The organism is Pontibacter silvestris, assembly GCF_020907275.1.
Lineage (GTDB): Bacteria > Bacteroidota > Bacteroidia > Cytophagales > Hymenobacteraceae > Pontibacter > Pontibacter silvestris.
The window spans coordinates 223,603-240,617 of sequence record NZ_JAJJWI010000004.1 but is presented as its reverse complement, the minus strand read 5'-3'; the positions used below and the strand labels follow the sequence as shown (position 1 = coordinate 240,617).

16 protein-coding genes are annotated in these 17,015 nt (G+C 43.8%); 5 read left to right on the top strand and 11 right to left on the bottom strand.

Annotation, left to right across the window (positions count from 1 at the left end):
* Positions 1–393 precede the first annotated feature (393 nt).
* Positions 394–963, top strand: a complete 570-nt coding sequence (locus LN995_RS05515; protein ID WP_262910412.1) for an NADH-quinone oxidoreductase subunit C — start codon at positions 394–396, stop codon at positions 961–963.
* Positions 964–1,055: 92 nt separating this feature from the next.
* On the opposite strand, the gene LN995_RS05510 is transcribed toward LN995_RS05515, so the two are convergent.
* The 3 genes from LN995_RS05510 to LN995_RS05500 all read right to left on the bottom strand — a co-directional run bounded on the left by LN995_RS05510 (position 1,056) and on the right by LN995_RS05500 (position 2,535).
* On the bottom strand, positions 1,056–1,850 hold the full coding sequence (locus LN995_RS05510) for an SPFH domain-containing protein (protein WP_229959189.1): 795 nt from the start codon (positions 1,848–1,850) through the stop codon (positions 1,056–1,058).
* Positions 1,851–2,039 (bottom strand): hypothetical protein, encoded by a 189-nt coding sequence (locus tag LN995_RS05505; RefSeq protein ID WP_229959188.1) that lies wholly within the window; start codon positions 2,037–2,039, stop codon positions 1,851–1,853. It abuts the gene before it with no gap.
* 163 nt (positions 2,040–2,202) lie between these two features.
* A complete protein-coding gene (locus tag LN995_RS05500; protein ID WP_229959280.1) occupies positions 2,203–2,535 on the bottom strand; it encodes a DinB family protein in 333 nt (110 codons plus the stop codon).
* Between the two features lie 445 nt (positions 2,536–2,980).
* On the opposite strand from LN995_RS05500, the gene LN995_RS05495 reads away from it, so the two are divergent.
* The 4 genes from LN995_RS05495 to LN995_RS05480 all read left to right on the top strand — a co-directional run bounded on the left by LN995_RS05495 (position 2,981) and on the right by LN995_RS05480 (position 9,396).
* On the top strand, positions 2,981–4,192 hold the full coding sequence (locus LN995_RS05495) for an NADH-quinone oxidoreductase subunit D (RefSeq protein ID WP_229959186.1): 1,212 nt from the start codon (positions 2,981–2,983) through the stop codon (positions 4,190–4,192).
* Between the two features lie 197 nt (positions 4,193–4,389).
* Positions 4,390–5,241 carry a phosphatase PAP2 family protein gene (locus tag LN995_RS05490; protein WP_229959184.1) on the top strand — a complete coding sequence of 284 codons (852 nt, stop codon included), beginning with the start codon at positions 4,390–4,392 and terminating at the stop codon, positions 5,239–5,241.
* Positions 5,242–5,313: 72 nt separating this feature from the next.
* Positions 5,314–7,716: a DUF5686 and carboxypeptidase-like regulatory domain-containing protein gene (locus LN995_RS05485; RefSeq protein WP_229959182.1), complete on the top strand. Its 2,403-nt coding sequence runs from the start codon at positions 5,314–5,316 to the stop codon at positions 7,714–7,716.
* Between the two features lie 168 nt (positions 7,717–7,884).
* The gene (locus LN995_RS05480) at positions 7,885–9,396 is read left to right on the top strand and encodes an NAD(P)H-hydrate dehydratase (RefSeq protein WP_229959180.1); all 1,512 of its coding nucleotides are present in this window, start codon (positions 7,885–7,887) and stop codon (positions 9,394–9,396) included.
* A gap of 3 nt (positions 9,397–9,399) precedes the next feature.
* Here the strand turns inward: LN995_RS05480 and LN995_RS05475 are convergent, their stop codons facing one another.
* The 8 genes from LN995_RS05475 to atpE all read right to left on the bottom strand — a co-directional run bounded on the left by LN995_RS05475 (position 9,400) and on the right by atpE (position 17,011).
* Entirely contained in the window at positions 9,400–10,455 is a 1,056-nt protein-coding gene (locus LN995_RS05475; RefSeq protein WP_229959178.1) for a UbiA prenyltransferase family protein, read from the bottom strand.
* On the bottom strand, positions 10,433–11,002 hold the full coding sequence (locus LN995_RS05470) for an inorganic diphosphatase (RefSeq protein ID WP_229959176.1): 570 nt from the start codon (positions 11,000–11,002) through the stop codon (positions 10,433–10,435). The genes LN995_RS05475 and LN995_RS05470 overlap by 23 nt, the downstream gene beginning before the upstream one ends.
* Before the next feature lie 60 nt (positions 11,003–11,062).
* Positions 11,063–12,763 (bottom strand): alkaline phosphatase PafA, encoded by a 1,701-nt coding sequence (pafA, locus tag LN995_RS05465; protein ID WP_229959174.1) that lies wholly within the window; start codon positions 12,761–12,763, stop codon positions 11,063–11,065.
* Between the two features lie 179 nt (positions 12,764–12,942).
* Complete coding sequence (gene atpG, locus LN995_RS05460; protein WP_229959171.1) at positions 12,943–13,833, bottom strand: ATP synthase F1 subunit gamma; 891 nt, start codon at positions 13,831–13,833, stop codon at positions 12,943–12,945.
* Between the two features lie 79 nt (positions 13,834–13,912).
* On the bottom strand, positions 13,913–15,493 hold the full coding sequence (atpA, locus tag LN995_RS05455) for a F0F1 ATP synthase subunit alpha (protein ID WP_229959169.1): 1,581 nt from the start codon (positions 15,491–15,493) through the stop codon (positions 13,913–13,915).
* Between the two features lie 2 nt (positions 15,494–15,495).
* Positions 15,496–16,053: an ATP synthase F1 subunit delta gene (gene atpH / locus LN995_RS05450; RefSeq protein ID WP_229959167.1), complete on the bottom strand. Its 558-nt coding sequence runs from the start codon at positions 16,051–16,053 to the stop codon at positions 15,496–15,498.
* A gap of 50 nt (positions 16,054–16,103) precedes the next feature.
* The gene (locus tag LN995_RS05445; protein WP_229959165.1) at positions 16,104–16,598 is read right to left on the bottom strand and encodes a F0F1 ATP synthase subunit B; all 495 of its coding nucleotides are present in this window, start codon (positions 16,596–16,598) and stop codon (positions 16,104–16,106) included.
* A 155-nt stretch (positions 16,599–16,753) separates the two neighbouring features.
* Positions 16,754–17,011 (bottom strand): ATP synthase F0 subunit C, encoded by a 258-nt coding sequence (atpE, locus tag LN995_RS05440; RefSeq protein WP_229959163.1) that lies wholly within the window; start codon positions 17,009–17,011, stop codon positions 16,754–16,756.
* Positions 17,012–17,015 lie beyond the last annotated feature (4 nt).

Here is a 17,015-nt window from a genome sequence, read left to right as displayed (position 1 = left end):
ACGTTTACAGCACAATAACCTGTACAACAAGCATTTACTAAAACGCTACTCTTAACTGCTAAAGTTTCCCTTCAAAAGGCTTCAATTCGCCCTTGTCAGATACTTAATAAGTAATTTATTAAATTATCTTTTAAAAAAGAAGTATTTACTATTAAAAATCATTATTATTTATAAAAATAATAATAACAAAGGATGAATATTACAAACAATTAATAACATTGATAACAAATATATAAAGGCAAGGTTGGTAAGAACTTTATATATTAATAGAATGCGAGGGAACATTAACCTAAAGTATAAGCTAAACATTACATTTTACGCACTCATATGGTACCTTTGCAATAGATTTACAATTAGGTTGATAGCAGCGTGACTTTCGAAGAAATAAAAAATTTGCTTAGAGAACAGTTTGGTGCAGAAGTTGTAGTTTCAGAAAATAGTGACAACCCGCAGCCGTACCTGGTTATACAACCAGCGCAGTTGGCAGGGGTGTGTCTGGAGCTGCATGACAATGGGCAGACTTACTTCGATTTTCTCTCCTGCGTGACAGGCATAGATAATGGCCCTGATGCGGGTACCATGGAGGTAGTGTACAACCTTTACTCTATCCCTTACGATCATCACCTGACCTTAAAAGTAATGGTGCCCCGCAACACAGCCGACGAGCCGATGCCGGAGGTACCAACCGTCAGCCACATCTGGCGCACAGCAGACTGGCACGAACGCGAGGTTTATGATATGGTAGGCATTTACTTTAAAAACCACCCTGACATGCGCCGTATTCTTTGCGCTGCCGATTGGGAGGGGCACCCACTCCGTAAAGATTACAAGCTACAGGATTACTACCACGGCATTAAAGTACCCTTCGACCAGCACAACGAGTTCAATGGCTTTAAAGGAGAGCCTCAGCAGTTAACCGGAGTACCTACGCCTTTCTCTGATAAGCGGGAGAAGCCGAGTTAAGGCTTCTTATTCCAAACCTCACCGTGTCTACAGTAGTCTTATGAGTGTTTTTGCCGCAACAGCCTTTGCTAAAGACGCTACCTGTATTTCAGTTACTGTACGTTCTTGAAGAAAGTGGGCAAGTTGCCGTAAAGTGGTGTTTTCCCATCCCACTTCTCAATAAACTGCTGCTGAATGAGCAATGGTGTAAGCGTACGCTGGCGCAGTTCGTTTGCTCTTGCTTCGGCCTCAGCTTCTACAATTTTCTTACGCGCCTGAGCTTCAGCTACTTTCAACTCATTCTCCACTTGCAGGGCCTGCTGCACAGCCCGGTTCTTTAGGTTTACAGCACGCACAATCTCATCCGGGTACTGAAGCCCGCTTGTCATTTGCTCCAGCTCAAAGCCTTCTTTTTTAAGCGACTCCCCCAAAGCTACCTGCACCTTGTCTTCGAAAGACTGCCTGTTAGATATAATACTATCAGTACTGTATTGGTTAAACTGAATACGGAAGGCATCTCTGGTATAGTTGTAAAGAGTTGTTGTGGTGATCTGCTCTATTTCTTTGCGGTACTTGCTAAATATTCTGGGGCTCTGGCCGGGAATAACCCTGAAAGAAATAGTAGGATCAACGGTAAAAACGGAGCCGTCTTTGGCGTTAACGGTAAAAGCTTCATAGTCTATCGTCTGCACAAATGTTGGAAACTGGAACACATCTTCTGTTAAAGGGTTGTACCATACGCGCCCTGTTACCAGCGATACGTCCTGCACACCTTTGCCGGTACCATACAGTTTAACCAGAATGCCTTCGTGCCCTGCATCTATTCTTGTGCAGGATTTCATGGCGGTAATCGAAAAGAACAGTATCAGCACAAAAGCGATACTCCAGGTAAAAATCTGTCGGTTCATTTAAGCGTTAAGTTTGGAAATTGCATATCTAATAACAAAGAAATTGGCAGCAATCAACACAACCAACAAAAACAGCCCGGTTGCTACAGCCATATCAGACGGTTGCCGCACCAGTGAAGCCACTTCGGTAAAGGTTAGTATATCTACTATCAGCAGCGGGATGAGTAGGAGGAGATATTGCGGTTTCATAAGTATGTAAGTTTTTTTAAAGACCAAGGCCATAGGTAGTTGGAGATTCTTTGCCTGATCTTATCGTTTTAGCTCTGCCCATTTATCTTTCCATTTAAGCCACACACCCCGATTACTTATAGGCATTGTTACCACACATTCTATTCCTTCTTCTGTGTATTTATCAAACAAGCTTTCGAATATTCATCATATATCCAAGGTGTAAACCTTCGTGATAATTGTTATATTCCAGGGCTTCTTTTAATGAGGCTAAGTGAAACCCCATACTTGTCGTCCGTTCATTATATATAATGAATTTCCCATCAAAGAAATCTGATTCAGTTCTTTCAATTAGTGAAATCAGGAGTTCTTTTAATTCATTTACTTCAGTATCTGAAGCTTGCTTTGCCGGCTTAGTTCCTGGTCTGTACAAATTTAATAGTTCCTCTGAAATGTATCCTTCTAAATCTGATGATATATATATTAAAACTTGTTGAGCGACTATTATATGTCCTATATTCCATATCAGATTATTATTGAATCCATCTGGAATTTTATTTAGTTGATCTAAACTGTATTTTCAAAAAAGTCTAAGTAAAGCTTTCTATTTGTTTTCCAAATTTTAAATATCGACTCCATTTTGTTTTTGTAATGTGTGGTAACTAGTGTAAGATAAGTAATTGTTACGTTTAGCCAACTAAGGGTGGTTGTGTAAAAGCATCTGAACTAACGAATATACTATATATAAACAAAAATGTACTCTAATAAGGCTATCCTTTTACAAAGGAATTCCTCTTTCTAAGAACATCCCTTAAGAAAAGAATAAGTAGTTATATAAGCTACCTGGCTGTACATTGGTAGATTAAGCAAGGAACAACATTTGTTACAATCCGCGTAATGCAGCTATATTCTTCTGCACAAATCCCTCTTTTTTACGAACTTTGTAGTAATCAATAATTCATATGAGCCAGTCTACCATCTATAAGGAGTACCTGCTTCAGTCTGAGCCGAACAAGTTTGAGGCGGAAAGCCTGCAGGCAGGAGAGATGATTGTGAATATGGGACCGCAGCACCCTTCTACACACGGAGTGCTGCGCCTGGAGGTAGTTACAGATGGGGAAATCATCACGAACGTAGCACCGCATATCGGGTACCTGCATCGCTGCTTCGAGAAGCATGCCGAAAACATGGCCTATAACCAGACGATACCATACGTAGACCGCATGGACTACCTGGCTGCCATGAACTCTGAGCATGTGTGGTGCATGGGCGTGGAGAAGCTGCTGGGCATAACCGAACAGATTCCGAAGCGGGTAGAGTACATCCGGGTGCTAATGGCAGAATTAAACCGTATTGCTTCTCACTTTGTAGCTATCGGTACGTATGGCATCGACATTGGTGCTTTTACACCGTTCCTGTGGCTGATGCGTGACCGTGAGCACATACAACGCCTGCTGGAGTGGGCCTCTGGCGCACGTATGCTCTATAACTATATCTGGGTCGGCGGCTTATATTACGATCTGCCCATCGGGTTCGAGGAACGATGTCGCCAGTTTGTGAACTACCTGTTGCCTAAGCTGGACGAACTGGAAACCATCTTACTCGAAAATAAGATATTTATAGATCGCACGGCCAACGTCGGCATACTTCCCCTGGATGTAGCTATTAATTATGGCTGCTCCGGTCCTATGCTGCGGGGCTCCGGCTTAAAGTTCGATTTGCGCCGTGTGGATGGATACTCTGTTTACCCTGAACTGGAGTTTGACATACCTGTAGGCAAGGGGTTAGCAGGTACTACAGGCGATTGCTGGGACCGCAACTATGTACGGGCACAGGAGTGCCGGGAGTCTGTGAAAATCATATTCCAGTGCCTCGACAGGTTAGAAGGAAATCATAAACGCACACCTGATTTCGACCCACAGGCAGCCTGCCCTAAAAAGCTCCGTACAACAGGTACTCAGGAACTGTATTTCAGAGCTGAAACACCAAGAGGCGAATTAGGCTACTTCTTCCGCACCACCGACCGCAGCGATGTGCCTTTCCGCTGTAAAGGCCGCTCTCCTTGTTTCTCAAACCTGTCGGTGCTGCACGAAATAAGCAAAGGCTGCATGGTGTCCGACATGATTGCTATTGTAGGCTCTGTAGACATTGTACTGGGAGAGCTGGACAGGTAAAGCACACGCTTTCTGGGGGTGGTCTGGTATAGTGCTGCTGCTGCCTGGATACATGCAAAGCTTCATTTCCATGAATTGCAGCGCTGAAATATTGTACACTTGTGGCAGAATCTTTATTTGTATCAGAAACTTTTTAACAATGGCTTCGATTATATCAATGTTAACTCATTGTTAAGTTGTTACAAAGGCCACCGTACATGACCAAAACTTTAAAACTCCCCAACATACTGACAATACATTTATTATGGCTTAGTCTGTTTATAAGCCCTATTGCTGCACAGGCTCAGGTGCAGCCTGATTCTGCCCTAACTACACACCCTGACTCAGCCTTTGTGCTTCCGGCCGACACTGTACTGCCGGGCCAGAAGAGCCCCTTTACCGATGCGCAACGTTTAGAGGGTGATAATAAGCGCTTCCTGAAGAGAGCGGTTATCCCTTCGGTGGCACTTATTGGGGCAGGTATCTACACCATCGGGGGCCGGGGCATTTTAAGCAGTCATGACGTTTTTAATTACAGAACCAGGGCTTTCCCTGAATTTGCCACCAATGCCGATGATTTTGCCATGCTGGCACCACTGGTAGGGCTTTATGGTTTTAACTTAGTATCGTCGCAGAACAGGCATGAACTGGGTCGACAGACATTGCTGCTGGTTTCGGCAGGTGCGCTTACCTCAGCTATGGTATGGCCTACTAAAAGGTTTACAGACATTGATCGTCCAAACGAAAAACGAGAGGCTTTTCCTTCCGGGCATACGGCTTATGCTTTTACCATTGCCACCTTTATGGATAAGGAATTCCGACATAAAAGTCCTTGGGTGAGTGTGGCAAGTTATAGCATTGCCGGGGCAACGGGTGTACTACGTGTATTAAATAATGCCCACTGGATGTCCGATGTATTGGCCGGAGCTGGCGTAGGTATACTTTCGGTAAACACGGTGTACTGGATACATGCCAAGCTAACAAAAGGGGGAGGCCTGAATACAGCTACGGTCGTGCCTGTTATGCTACCGGGAGGCAACGTAGGTATGGCTTTCTCTCTGCAGTTCTAACATCAGTTAAATAAAAAGAAATGGCGCTTTTCTCAGGGATGGGGAAGCGCCATTTCTTTTTATCTTTACCGGATGCTACGTTTTATACTGCTATTCTTTTTTGCTATTCTGTTCGTGCCTACTATAGCCCAGGTGCGGGAAGTACGGGGTGTCGTTCGTGATGCCAGGTCTAATGAACGCCTGCCTTTTGTGAGTATTGCTGCTAATGAGGGCGAGACAGGTACCACTACCAACCTGGATGGCGAGTATCAACTACGGCACAGTCACCCCATATCCAGCATCCGCTTCAGTTATGTTGGGTACAATCCTCAAATTGTTTACCCCGACTCGGCAGGTGCTTTAAATATTTATCTTCAACCAGTGGCGGCACGGCTGGAGGAGGTAGTTATTATGTCGGGAGAGAATCCGGCGCACCGTATTGTACGGCTGGCAAACCGGAACCGGCAGCTCCACAAACTGGATAACCTACAGGCATATACCTATCGATCTTATAACAAGTTTATCCTCTCAGCATCTCCACAGCAGGAAATAGATGTTAACAAGGCGGCAACACTTTCAGCAGCAGATTCTTCTTTCCTGAAAATGCGAAACATGCTAAACAGGCAGCACCTCTTTCTTTCAGAGAGCATTACGGACTATGCTTACCTTAAGCCGAACAACCACAAAGAAACAATACTGGCTACACGAGTGTCAGGCTTGCAGCAGCCCAACTTTGGCATTGTAGCTGTGGAAGCTCGTGATTTTTCTGTTTATGACGATATGCCTGTCTTCTTTGGGAAACACTACCTAAGCCCCCTAAGCACTGGCAGCACAAGCAAGTACGATTTTATTTTAGAAGAAACTTCTGTTGTAGGCCAGGACACCACTTTTATCATTTCTTATAAGCCTGAGCGAGGGCGAAACTTTGAAGGATTGAAAGGATTGCTCTACATCAACAGTAATGGGTGGGCTGTGCAGAATATAATTGCTGAGTCTGCCGCTGATGATAAACGCGGTATAAAACTGCAACAACAGTATAAACTAATCAATGGCAGGCAATGGTTTCCAACAGAGCTGGACGTGGAAATAACGATTCCACAAATTCAGTTACGCGGGCATCAGCCTTATGGCCTCATTCGCACCTATATTACCAACATCAATCTTAGTCCTAATTTAAAAAGAGCTGATTTTGGTGTAATAGCCTTGCATCAAGAGCCGGACGCACATTTGCAGCCAGATTCGTTCTGGCAACAATATCGCTCCGACTCACTTAGCTCCTTAGACCTCCGTACTTATCAAAGGTTAGACAGTGTAGGCAGAGCTGACGGTTTAGACCGCACCATACGCACATTTGAGGCGCTGGCTTCCCAACAAATACCTATTGGAGCTGTTAGCCTGAACCTAAAGCGGTTCCTACGCATCAGCAGGTTCGAAGGACTCCGATTAGGTATAGGAGCTCACACTAATAACCGCTTCTCCGAACGCTTTACCATAGGCGGGTACTGGGCCTATGGGTTTAAAGATGAGAAGCAGAAATATGGCGCCGATGCCTCTTTTATACTACATCAACCGTCAGAGTTTACCTTGGCAGCAACGTTTTTTGAAGATGTATTAGAACCAGGTGGCCGCCGCCTGCCTTTTAAACCCCAGAACACTTTGTTCAATTTCCGGTCTCCTGTGCTTACTAACTTAGACTACACCACGCACAGTAGTGTTGCTCTCTCTGGCCGCTTACTGCGCTATGTGCAGCTACAGACTATGCTTCGCAAGGAACAGCGCCACCCAACTTTAGGCATAACCTCTACAGAAGATCAACCTAGTGTGTTTAACATAACAGAGGCTAGTGCAGGATTTCGTTTTGCCTATGGGGAGCATCTGATACAGCAGTTTGGAATGACGATGCCTGTCGCAACCCATTACCCGACACTATGGCTGCAATACACCAGAGGCATTAACGGGCTGCTTAACGGCGACTACAGCTATAACAAACTGGATGCCCGCGTAGAAGCCTCGTTCAGGCAGCGCAGCATTGGCTTAACAAGTATTACTCTGGCCGGAGGACTGGTGCAAGGCAACGCGCCATTCGTCGGCCTCTACAATGGCTTTGGCAGTTACCATCACGACTACAAAGTATATGCAGGAGAAGGCTTTGAAACAATGGGGCCTTATGATTTTTTTTCTGATCGTTATGCTGCCTTATTCTTTAAACAAGACTTTGGCAAACTACTCTTTCGCACCAGGTATTTTCAGCCTACGCTGGCTGTTGTTACGAATGTTGGCTTTGGCGATTTAAACAAGCCTTTGTCACAACTAGGCGAAGCATCCTACCAAACTATGCAAAAAGGCTTCTACGAATCTGGTCTGCTACTTAACAATATTATTAGCTCAACCTTTACAGGTGTAGGTATCGGTGCTTTTTACCGCTATGGCCCTTATGCTTTAGACAGCACAAAAGATAACCTTAAGTTTAAGCTTACTATGACTTTTGCTTTTTAGAGATAGCAGCTATACAAATACGACCACACTTTCTAGTTCCTCCAAAGCTAAATATTACATGCTATAGCTAAAAATGATGGAAAACCCTTTCTTTACAGTACCCCCTATATAAACCGTACCTCCACAAATCAGTATCTTCATTAATCAAAATTGCGTTAAAGCTTAACTATGAAACTACTAACCGCTGCCCAAACCAGAGAAGCCGATGCTTTTACTATCAAAGAAGAAGACATTGAATCTGTTGATTTGATGGAGCGCGTTGCCAAAGCTTTTGCGGGTTGGTTTGAGAATAAGTTTCAGCCAACGCAGCCTGTTTATATCTTCTGTGGCCCTGGCAACAATGGTGGTGATGGGCTGGCTATTGCTCGATTGCTGCATCAGCGCCAGTACAAAGTGCAGGTTTACATAATTGGAGATGTCTCTAAGGCCTCACATGATTTTAAAGTGAACCTCGAACAGCTTCCGAAAGAGATAGTACAACATCCTATACAAGCAGAGGCAGATATACCTGTTCTGCCAGATGGAGCCTGCGTAGTAGATGCCCTGTTTGGCACAGGCCTGAACCGGCCTGTTACAGGCTTATATGGAAAAGTAATAGAACAGTTGAATAAGAGTAATAACTGCATTACTTCTGTTGATATGCCCTCTGGCCTCTATACAGACAGTCAAACACCGGAAGAGGGAGCTATTGTGCAGGCTGATTTTATCGTTAGTTTCGAGTTTCCTAAGCTGGCTTTTCTGCTACCCCAGCATGAACAGTATATTGGGCAATGGCATGTAGTACCAATTAATCTTAGCCAGAAGTTTATCAGCCATGTAGAAACTACTTTGCATTGTACAACTCAACAAGATGTAAAGCACCTGCTAAAGCCTAGGAAAAGGTTTTCCCATAAAGGGTTATATGGGCATGCATTGTTATTGTGTGGTGGCTATGGTAAAATGGGAGCAGCTATGTTAGCAGCCCATGCGTGTCTGCGTAGCGGAGTTGGCTTACTTACTATACAAGCTCCCCCTGTAGGGTATAGCGTTCTACAAACTGCCGTGCCCGAAGCTATGACTTTAGTAGACAAGAACCGCAAGCACTTGTCTGAACTGCCTCAGGGAATTGAGAAGTATGACGTAATAGGCACAGGTCCGGGATTAGGAACAGAGAAAGTAACTCAAACTGCTATAGGGCAGCTTTTGGCCACCTCTACACAGCCTTTAGTAATAGATGCTGATGCCATAAACATTATTGCCAGCAGTGACCGATTAAAATCTCAAATTCCGAAGCACAGTGTAATATTTACACCCCACCCAAAGGAGTTTGAGCGGCTGGTGGGCAAGGCACAGAACGACTATGACCGCCTGGAACGCATGAAGGAGTTTTGCCATAAACATGCCTGTTATATTACACTTAAAGGGAATAACACAGCGATAGGTACACCTGACGGAAATATTTATTTTAACACCACTGGTAACTCAGGTATGGCAACTGGTGGTACAGGTGATGTTCTGACAGGTATTATTACGGCCTTTGTGGCACAGAACTACAGTTTAGAAGAGGCTTGCAGATTAGGTGTATATGTACATGGCTTGGCTGGCGATCTGGCCCTGAACACAGTAGGAGAGATTTCTATGATAGCCTCTGATGTGATAGACCACCTGCCTAAGGCATTACTAAGCTTACAGCAGCCATAAGGCCTAAGACCTTGCCAGAAAGATGAGCGTTGCATGTAACAACATAGCTCCATCTGCAAATAAAGAGTAATAAAGGCGTGGTTTATCTTCCCTGGAAAAAGCAACCACCAAAGCAGCACCTATGCCACTGGCTATTAGTGCCAGTTGTGTGTCTAATGTTTCTGTCGTTACTGCTAATACGACGTAAAGCATTAGTAGACACAACGAGAGCAGTTTTGTGCTTTCAACCCCCATCAACCCCGGAAATGTTAGCGTATTTGTGCTGCGGTCATAGGAGTAATCTCTTATGTCAAACAGTAAGGCAAGTGCCAGAATAAACAAAAAGCGCCGGGCAAAAAGCAACATAGCCTGGCTATCCCACATCAGCACATCTGCATCCATCATCGGGAAGAGTGTTGTTACTATGGCCCACACGTAAGCTATCAGAAACACTTTTAAAAGTGGTACGCTCCGTAGCGGCTTTACTTTCCTGGCCTTATATACTATAGGCACTGTATAACCTATAGAAATAACTGCCAAGTGCAGCATAAACCATATATTTATGTGCAGGTTATACCTGAAGTATATAAAAGTTGCCAGGGTAATGCCCGCTAACCCAAGTGCAGCCAGCTCTCTTTTGTGCCTCTGAGCCCAAGAGGAACTTAACTTGTTTACCTGCTGTCTCGGACGCCTTACCATGCTTTGTACACTACTTAAGTTATAAGTAAAGAGCGTTGCCATAAAAATAAACACAGCCATGGGTATAGAAACAGGCAACTCTGACAGCAGGTAGGTTTCTATAGTTAAAGCAAAAGCACAGAAAGAAATAAACACACTGCTATATAGCAATGCCTGAAATATTCTTTTTAACAAAGAATATGATTCCCAGCCGCTCAGTTCTTTACTGTTCTTCATCCCAGTGTTTCTGTTCTGCTTCTTTAGCTTTGCAATTACGGAACAAATGTTTCTTCTATCAAACGACAATCGCTGCAGGTTATCAACAAAAAAGCCTGGCACAGGATATCCTATGCCAGGCTCAACAGGAAAAGTATCTCTTTTACAACGCCTTTTCTTTTGCAAGTTCTCCAAAAGTAGTATTGTACAGGTCAACGCTGTCCTGAATAATTTTATAAGCATGCTCTCTTCCCAGAAACTGCTCTACGATTACCTCCTTGTTCTCCAGCTTTTTATAGTCTTCAAAGAAGCGACGCATTTCAAGCAGTGTGTGTGGAGGAAGCTCAGAAATGTCATTTATATGACGAACAGACATATCGTTATAAGCAACAGCAATGATCTTGTCATCCTCTTCATTGTTATCAATCATCTGCATAACACCAATAACTTTCGCATTGATAAGGCACATTGGCTGTACATCAATTGAACAGATCACCAGAATATCAAGCGGGTCTTTATCGTCACAGTAAGTTCTTGGAATAAAACCATAGTTGGCCGGGTAATGAATAGATGAGAAAAGCACTCTGTCCAACTTCAGCATTCCACTATCCTTATCTAACTCATACTTTGCTTTAGAGCCCTTTGGAATCTCTATAATAGCATTCACCACATTTGGAGCCTCTTCACCGAAACTCACCTTATGCCATGGGTTGTTTTGTTCCTTATTTTCCATCTTTTTCTATTTACGTTTCTACGCCATCAAAGTATCAACATCAGGCGCTTTATCTATTGTTTACTTCATTAACTCTTGTAATGGCCTGCCTACGCTTCCATTTGGCTCCTGTATGTACAGCCAAGAAGCAATAGTAGGTGCAATATCTGCCACTTCAACTTCAACTGAGCTTTCTCCCGGCTTCACATTCCAGCCATACCAAAGCAGCGGCACATGTGTATCATAGTTTGAATAAGAACCATGTGTTGTCCCTTTTGGTTCTTTGCCTCCATACCCTTCAAACCAACCTGGTTGCAGGAGAACAATTACATCACCGGAACGCTGTGCATTATAGCCATTCTCTACACGAGCCATCATACCCTGGCCCCAACTTGTTGCCTGCAAAGCAGAAGCTGTAACAGCTCTGGATACACCTTCAAAGCGCAGCACATAAGTTGCCACTTTTTGCTGTACTTCTTCCAGATTTAACTTCCTGGCATCAACAAGTGCTCTGTTTAAATACACTTGTTGATTAATATAGCGTTCCACCCATTTGCCATTTCCGTACATTTTATTCAAGTACTGGTTCAGGGAGTCTGTCATAATATTTGAAGCAGCTACACCAGCAGGCACATGTTTTTCTTTCAGGAAAGCCGGAGAATGTGCTGCACCATGATCAGCAGTAAGGAAGAACAGCACATTACCTACGCCAACTTCCTGCTCTACCTGGTTTATCAAATCGGCTAAATCCTGGTCTAACCTCAGAAATATGTCTTCAGCTTCAACAGAATTGGGGCCAAACCTATGCCCTACATAGTCTGTAGAAGAGAAGCTTACTGCTAAAAAGTCTGTTTGGTTGCCTTTTCCTAAATTTTCTCCTCTTAGTGCAGCTAACGCAAATTCTTTCGTCAGCTGGTTCCCTGCTGGTACAGAACGAATTATCTCATAATCCTTTCCTCTTAAAGCAGGCACATTATGTGGAAAAACAGGCCTTTCTTCTCCAGAAAAATTCTCTTCCCAAGGCACATCATCTCCTGTACTTTCTGTATACTGCTCTATAGGCAGTAAGGTAGTCCAGGGCTGGCTTAGGTACTGGTCAGGATATTTTTGGCTGTTAAACTCATGCGCCCATTGCGGCAGCTGTTGTGTATAATATGTACTCGTAATCCAGTTCCCGGACGGAGAGTCAAACCAATAAGCTCCGTTAGCTAAATGACCAGCAGGCAAAATAGATCCTCTGTCTTTCAATGCAACCCCTATTACCTTTGCCCCCATGTTTGTACCAAGGCGCAATTCATCTGTTATAGTAGTAACCAACAGGTTTTCTGGCGACATCTGACCAGCTGTCGATGTACTTCCAACTGTGCTAACACTGTTGTCATCTGTACAATATACAACTTTTCCTGATTTTCTGTCATACCAGTTGTTACCTATTATTCCATTAAGGGCTGGCACACTGCCTGTGTAAATGGATGAATGACCTGGCCCCGTATAGGTTGGCACATAACTGTACTGGGTGTTTTTAAAGTTGAACCCATTTCTTACCAGCTTTCTAAAGCCATTGTCACCGTACTTATCCCAATAGCGGAACAGGTAATCGTAGCGCATCTGATCTACCACAATACCCACCACCAGTTTAGGCCTGGGCAAACCATTCGCTAATGACTGCGGCTGATTTTCTGTACTCGTAGAAGTAGTAGCGGTACCGGCACAGGCACCTAATAAGAATAAAAGAACTACTGAAGCCTTAGTTAAGGCCTTACTTTTAAGTTGTTTAATCATTATTTACTTGTAAGCTCACCACAAATATAACATTATTACTATTTTATTCAGGTAAAAGATTATTTAAAGTAACAGCTTTACAATTTGATAATTTATAAATAAGTAGTAATGGCTTTAAAACAGAAGCAGCGCCCACTGTTTGTCAGGCGCTGCTTCTGTTTTAAATTTTATTCTTTTCTTTATTTTGAAGAAAGAGCTTCTGCACCACCTACAATCTCCAGGATCTCTTTGGTGATGGCTGCCTGTCTTGTCCTGTTATAAGTTAACTTCAACTGCTTGAGAAGTTCTCCTGCGTTGTCCGTTGCCTTATCCATAGCAGTCATACGGGCACCATGCTCGGAAGCATTTGACTCCAAAACGGCTTTATAAACCTGAATCTTTAACGACTTCGGTATCAGCTCTTCAATAATTGCTTCTTTGGATGGTTCAAAAACATAGTCAGCAGCAAGTGTTGGGGCTGCACTATCTTGTGCTGGTTGCTCAACAATAGGCAGGAACTGATCCTGGCGAACTATTTGTGTTGCTACGTTTTTAAACTCATTATACACAAGATCAACTTTATCAAACTCCCTGTTGATAAAGCCATCCATGGCGCGCTCTGCAGCTCCTCTTACTGCATCAAAAGAAAGGCCTGTAAATATACCTGTATAATCACCAATAACTTTATAGCCACGCTTGGTAAAGGCATCATGTCCCTTTCTTCCAATAGTGAGAATGGTTACATTACCAGCGTTATATTGCTTGCTGTACTGCTCATTAACCAGCGTATTTACAGCTTTAATGATATTGGAGTTAAAAGCACCTGCCAAACCACGATCAGATGTTACAGCTATGATCAGTACCCGGTTTGCTTCACGTTCTTCTGAGTACGGATTGTTTACAGAACCTTCTGTTTGGGAAGACAAGTTTGCCAGAATACCACTCAGGCGCTGCGCATATGGCCGCATGCGCAGAATGCTATCCTGAGCACGTCTAAGCTTAGCAGCTGCCACCATTTTCATGGCTTTGGTAATCTGCTGTGTCGACGATACAGATGTGATGCGGCTTCTAACCTCTTTTAAACTTGGCATATAGTTTTTGCTATGAGCGTACAGTTAACGGTTAAAGATAACTCTATACCCTTAACCGCTAACTCATAACTTAAGATGATTACTGCTTATATTTAGCCGAAAGCTCTCTGGCTACTTGTTTTAATGTTCCAGTTACTTCGTCATCCAGCTTACCAGCCTTCAGGGCACTAAGGGCATTGGCATGCTGAGCGCGCAAAGTGCGTAAGAAATCTTTCTCAAAAGCTCTTACCTCGTTCACAGGAACATTGTCAAGTAAGCCATTAGTTGAGGCATATATGATTGCTACCTGCTCCTCCACTGATACAGGGGAGAACTGTGCTTGCTTCAGTATTTCCAGGTTACGGCGACCTCGCTCAATAGTAAGCTTAGTAGCAGCATCCAGGTCTGAACCGAATTTAGCAAAGGCCTCCAGCTCACGGAACTGCGCCTGATCCAGTTTAAGTGTACCGGCAACTTTCTTCATAGATTTGATCTGAGCCGAACCACCTACACGTGATACTGAGATACCTACGTTGATAGCCGGACGCACACCTGCGTTAAACAAGTTTGTCTCCAGGAAGATCTGACCGTCAGTGATAGAAATTACGTTTGTCGGGATGTAAGCAGAAACGTCACCAGCCTGTGTCTCAATGATCGGAAGAGCCGTAAGAGAACCACCACCTTTCACTAATGGGCGGATAGACTCTGGCAAGTCGTTCATGTTACGCGCAATTTCATTAGACGCATTTATCTTTGCAGAACGCTCTAATAAGCGAGAGTGCAGGTAAAATACGTCACCAGGATAGGCCTCACGCCCTGGCGGTCTTCTAAGAAGAAGAGATACCTCACGGTAAGCCACGGCTTGTTTAGAAAGGTCATCATATACTACCAGTGCAGGACGTCCTGTGTCACGGAAAAACTCACCGATAGCGGCGCCTGTAAATGGAGCAAAGAATTGCATTGGAGCCGGTTCAGAAGCTGTAGCAGAAACAACTACAGTGTAATCCATGGCACCACCCTGCTCTAGTGCTTTTACAATTTGAGCAACTGTAGATGCTTTCTGTCCTACTGCCACATATATACAGAACACAGGCTCTCCTCTGTCGAAGAACTCACGCTGATTCAGGATAGTGTCAATTGCTACAGCTGTTTTACCAGTTTGGCGGTCACCAATGATAAGCTCACGTTGGCCACGGCCAATCGGAATCATAGAGTCAATCGCTTTGATACCAGTTTGCATTGGCTCATTTACTGGCTGACGGAAGATTACGCCCGGCGCTTTACGCTCCAGTGGCATTTCATAAAGGTCTCCCGCAATAGGGCCTTTACCGTCTATAGGTTGGCCTAGTGTGTTTACCACACGACCTATTATACCATCTCCTACTCTTACAGAGGCGATACGTTTTGTTCTTTTTACAGTGTCACCTTCTTTGATCGCGCTATAGTCTCCGAGCATTACGGCACCTACGTTATCTTCTTCAAGGTTCAGCACAAGTGCCTGAAGCCCGTTAGCAAATTCCAAAAGCTCACCAGATTGTGCTTTGGAAAGTCCATAGATACGAGCGACACCGTCACCCACTGTTAATACAGTACCAACCTCTTCCAGTTCAGCCTCAGAACGAAAGTTAGATAGCTGTTCTCTTAATATGGCTGATACTTCGTCAGGTCTTACTTCTGCCATGATTATATTTTATTAATATAGGGGTTGTCTTTAAAATTATTTTTTAGCTTAAGAAGGCTATGCTTCACTGAGCTATCAATCTGCTTATCACCTACGCGAAGTACAAAGCCTCCAATCAAGGAAGGATCTATAATTTCTTCAAGTTCTATTGTCTGGCCAGTTTCCGCTACTAACTTCTGCCCTAGTTGCTCTCGCAGCCCTGGTGTTAGAGGAATAGCAGAAATTACCTTCGCAGTCTGTATCCCTTTTAGCTCATTGTACTGTTTCTCAAACTCAGTCGCGATAAACTCTAATACTGACTCACGGTTCTTCCTGGCCACTATTTTAAAGAAAGCTAATGTTAGCTCCTGTACTCTACCACTAAAAATGGCATTGATGATGGCTAATTTTTTGTCTGACTTTACAATAGGATTACGCAATAACAAATGGAGTTCTCTGTTTTGAGAAACAACTTTAGAAAACTGCTGCATATCCTTATGCACATTTTCCAGCTCATTTCTCTCAGAAGCTAACTCTATCAGCGACTTTGCATATCTTGAAGCAACTCTTATTTCTGACATAGGGACTAGTTATCAACAATGGCAGCTTATCAGCATGCCACTCGTACTTTTTAATTAAGTGTTACTCCACTAATGTATTCCTGTACAAGAGCCTGTTGTGCTCTTGGGTCATTGAGCTCTCTTTTAAGAATGCGTTCTGCAATATCAACAGAAAGAGCCGCCGCCATATTCTTAACTTCTGTAATGGCAGCACGTTTTTCATTCTCAATTGCTTCACGCGCCTGCGCCAGCATTCTGGCACCTTCTTCGTTAGCTTTTTCCCTGGCAGTCTCTACAATGCTATTTCCAGCTTCAGTAGCTTCTTTCAAAATTCTGTCACGCTCCAGACGAGCTTCAGCTAACAGCTTTTCATTATCTGCTTTTAATGCCTGCATTTCAAGCTTTGCTTTTTCAGCAGCGCTTAATGCGTTTTCAATAGAAGACTCACGATCATGAAGTGCTTTCATGATAGGTTTCCAGGCAAACTTGCCAAGCAGGAAAAGCACAATCAGGAACGTTACCGTCTGCCAAAAAATCAGACCTATACCGGGGGTTACTAATTCCATTTGTTTATGAAGGTTGAAATATTGATTTCTTTTAAAGGGTTGCCTATCGCCAGGCAACCTTTATATAACCGTACCATGTTTTTGACCTCATCGTCCGGACCATGCGTCCGGACGTGAGATCAGCAAAAGCATGTTAGCCTTTGTCCTTTAAGTGACTAGGCAATAGCGATCAGAAGACACACTACCACACCGAAAAGGGTAACACCCTCGATAAGTGCAGAAGCGATAATCATCGCAGTCTGGATTCTGCCACTAGCCTCTGGCTGACGAGCGATAGACTCCATAGCAGAGCCACCGATTCTACCGATACCAAGACCAGCGCCAAGAGCAACTAGGCCAGCACCAATACCAGCGCCTAAGATACCTAAACCAGCACCTTCTGAAACAGCTTGAAGCAAGATTGCTAACAACATAATT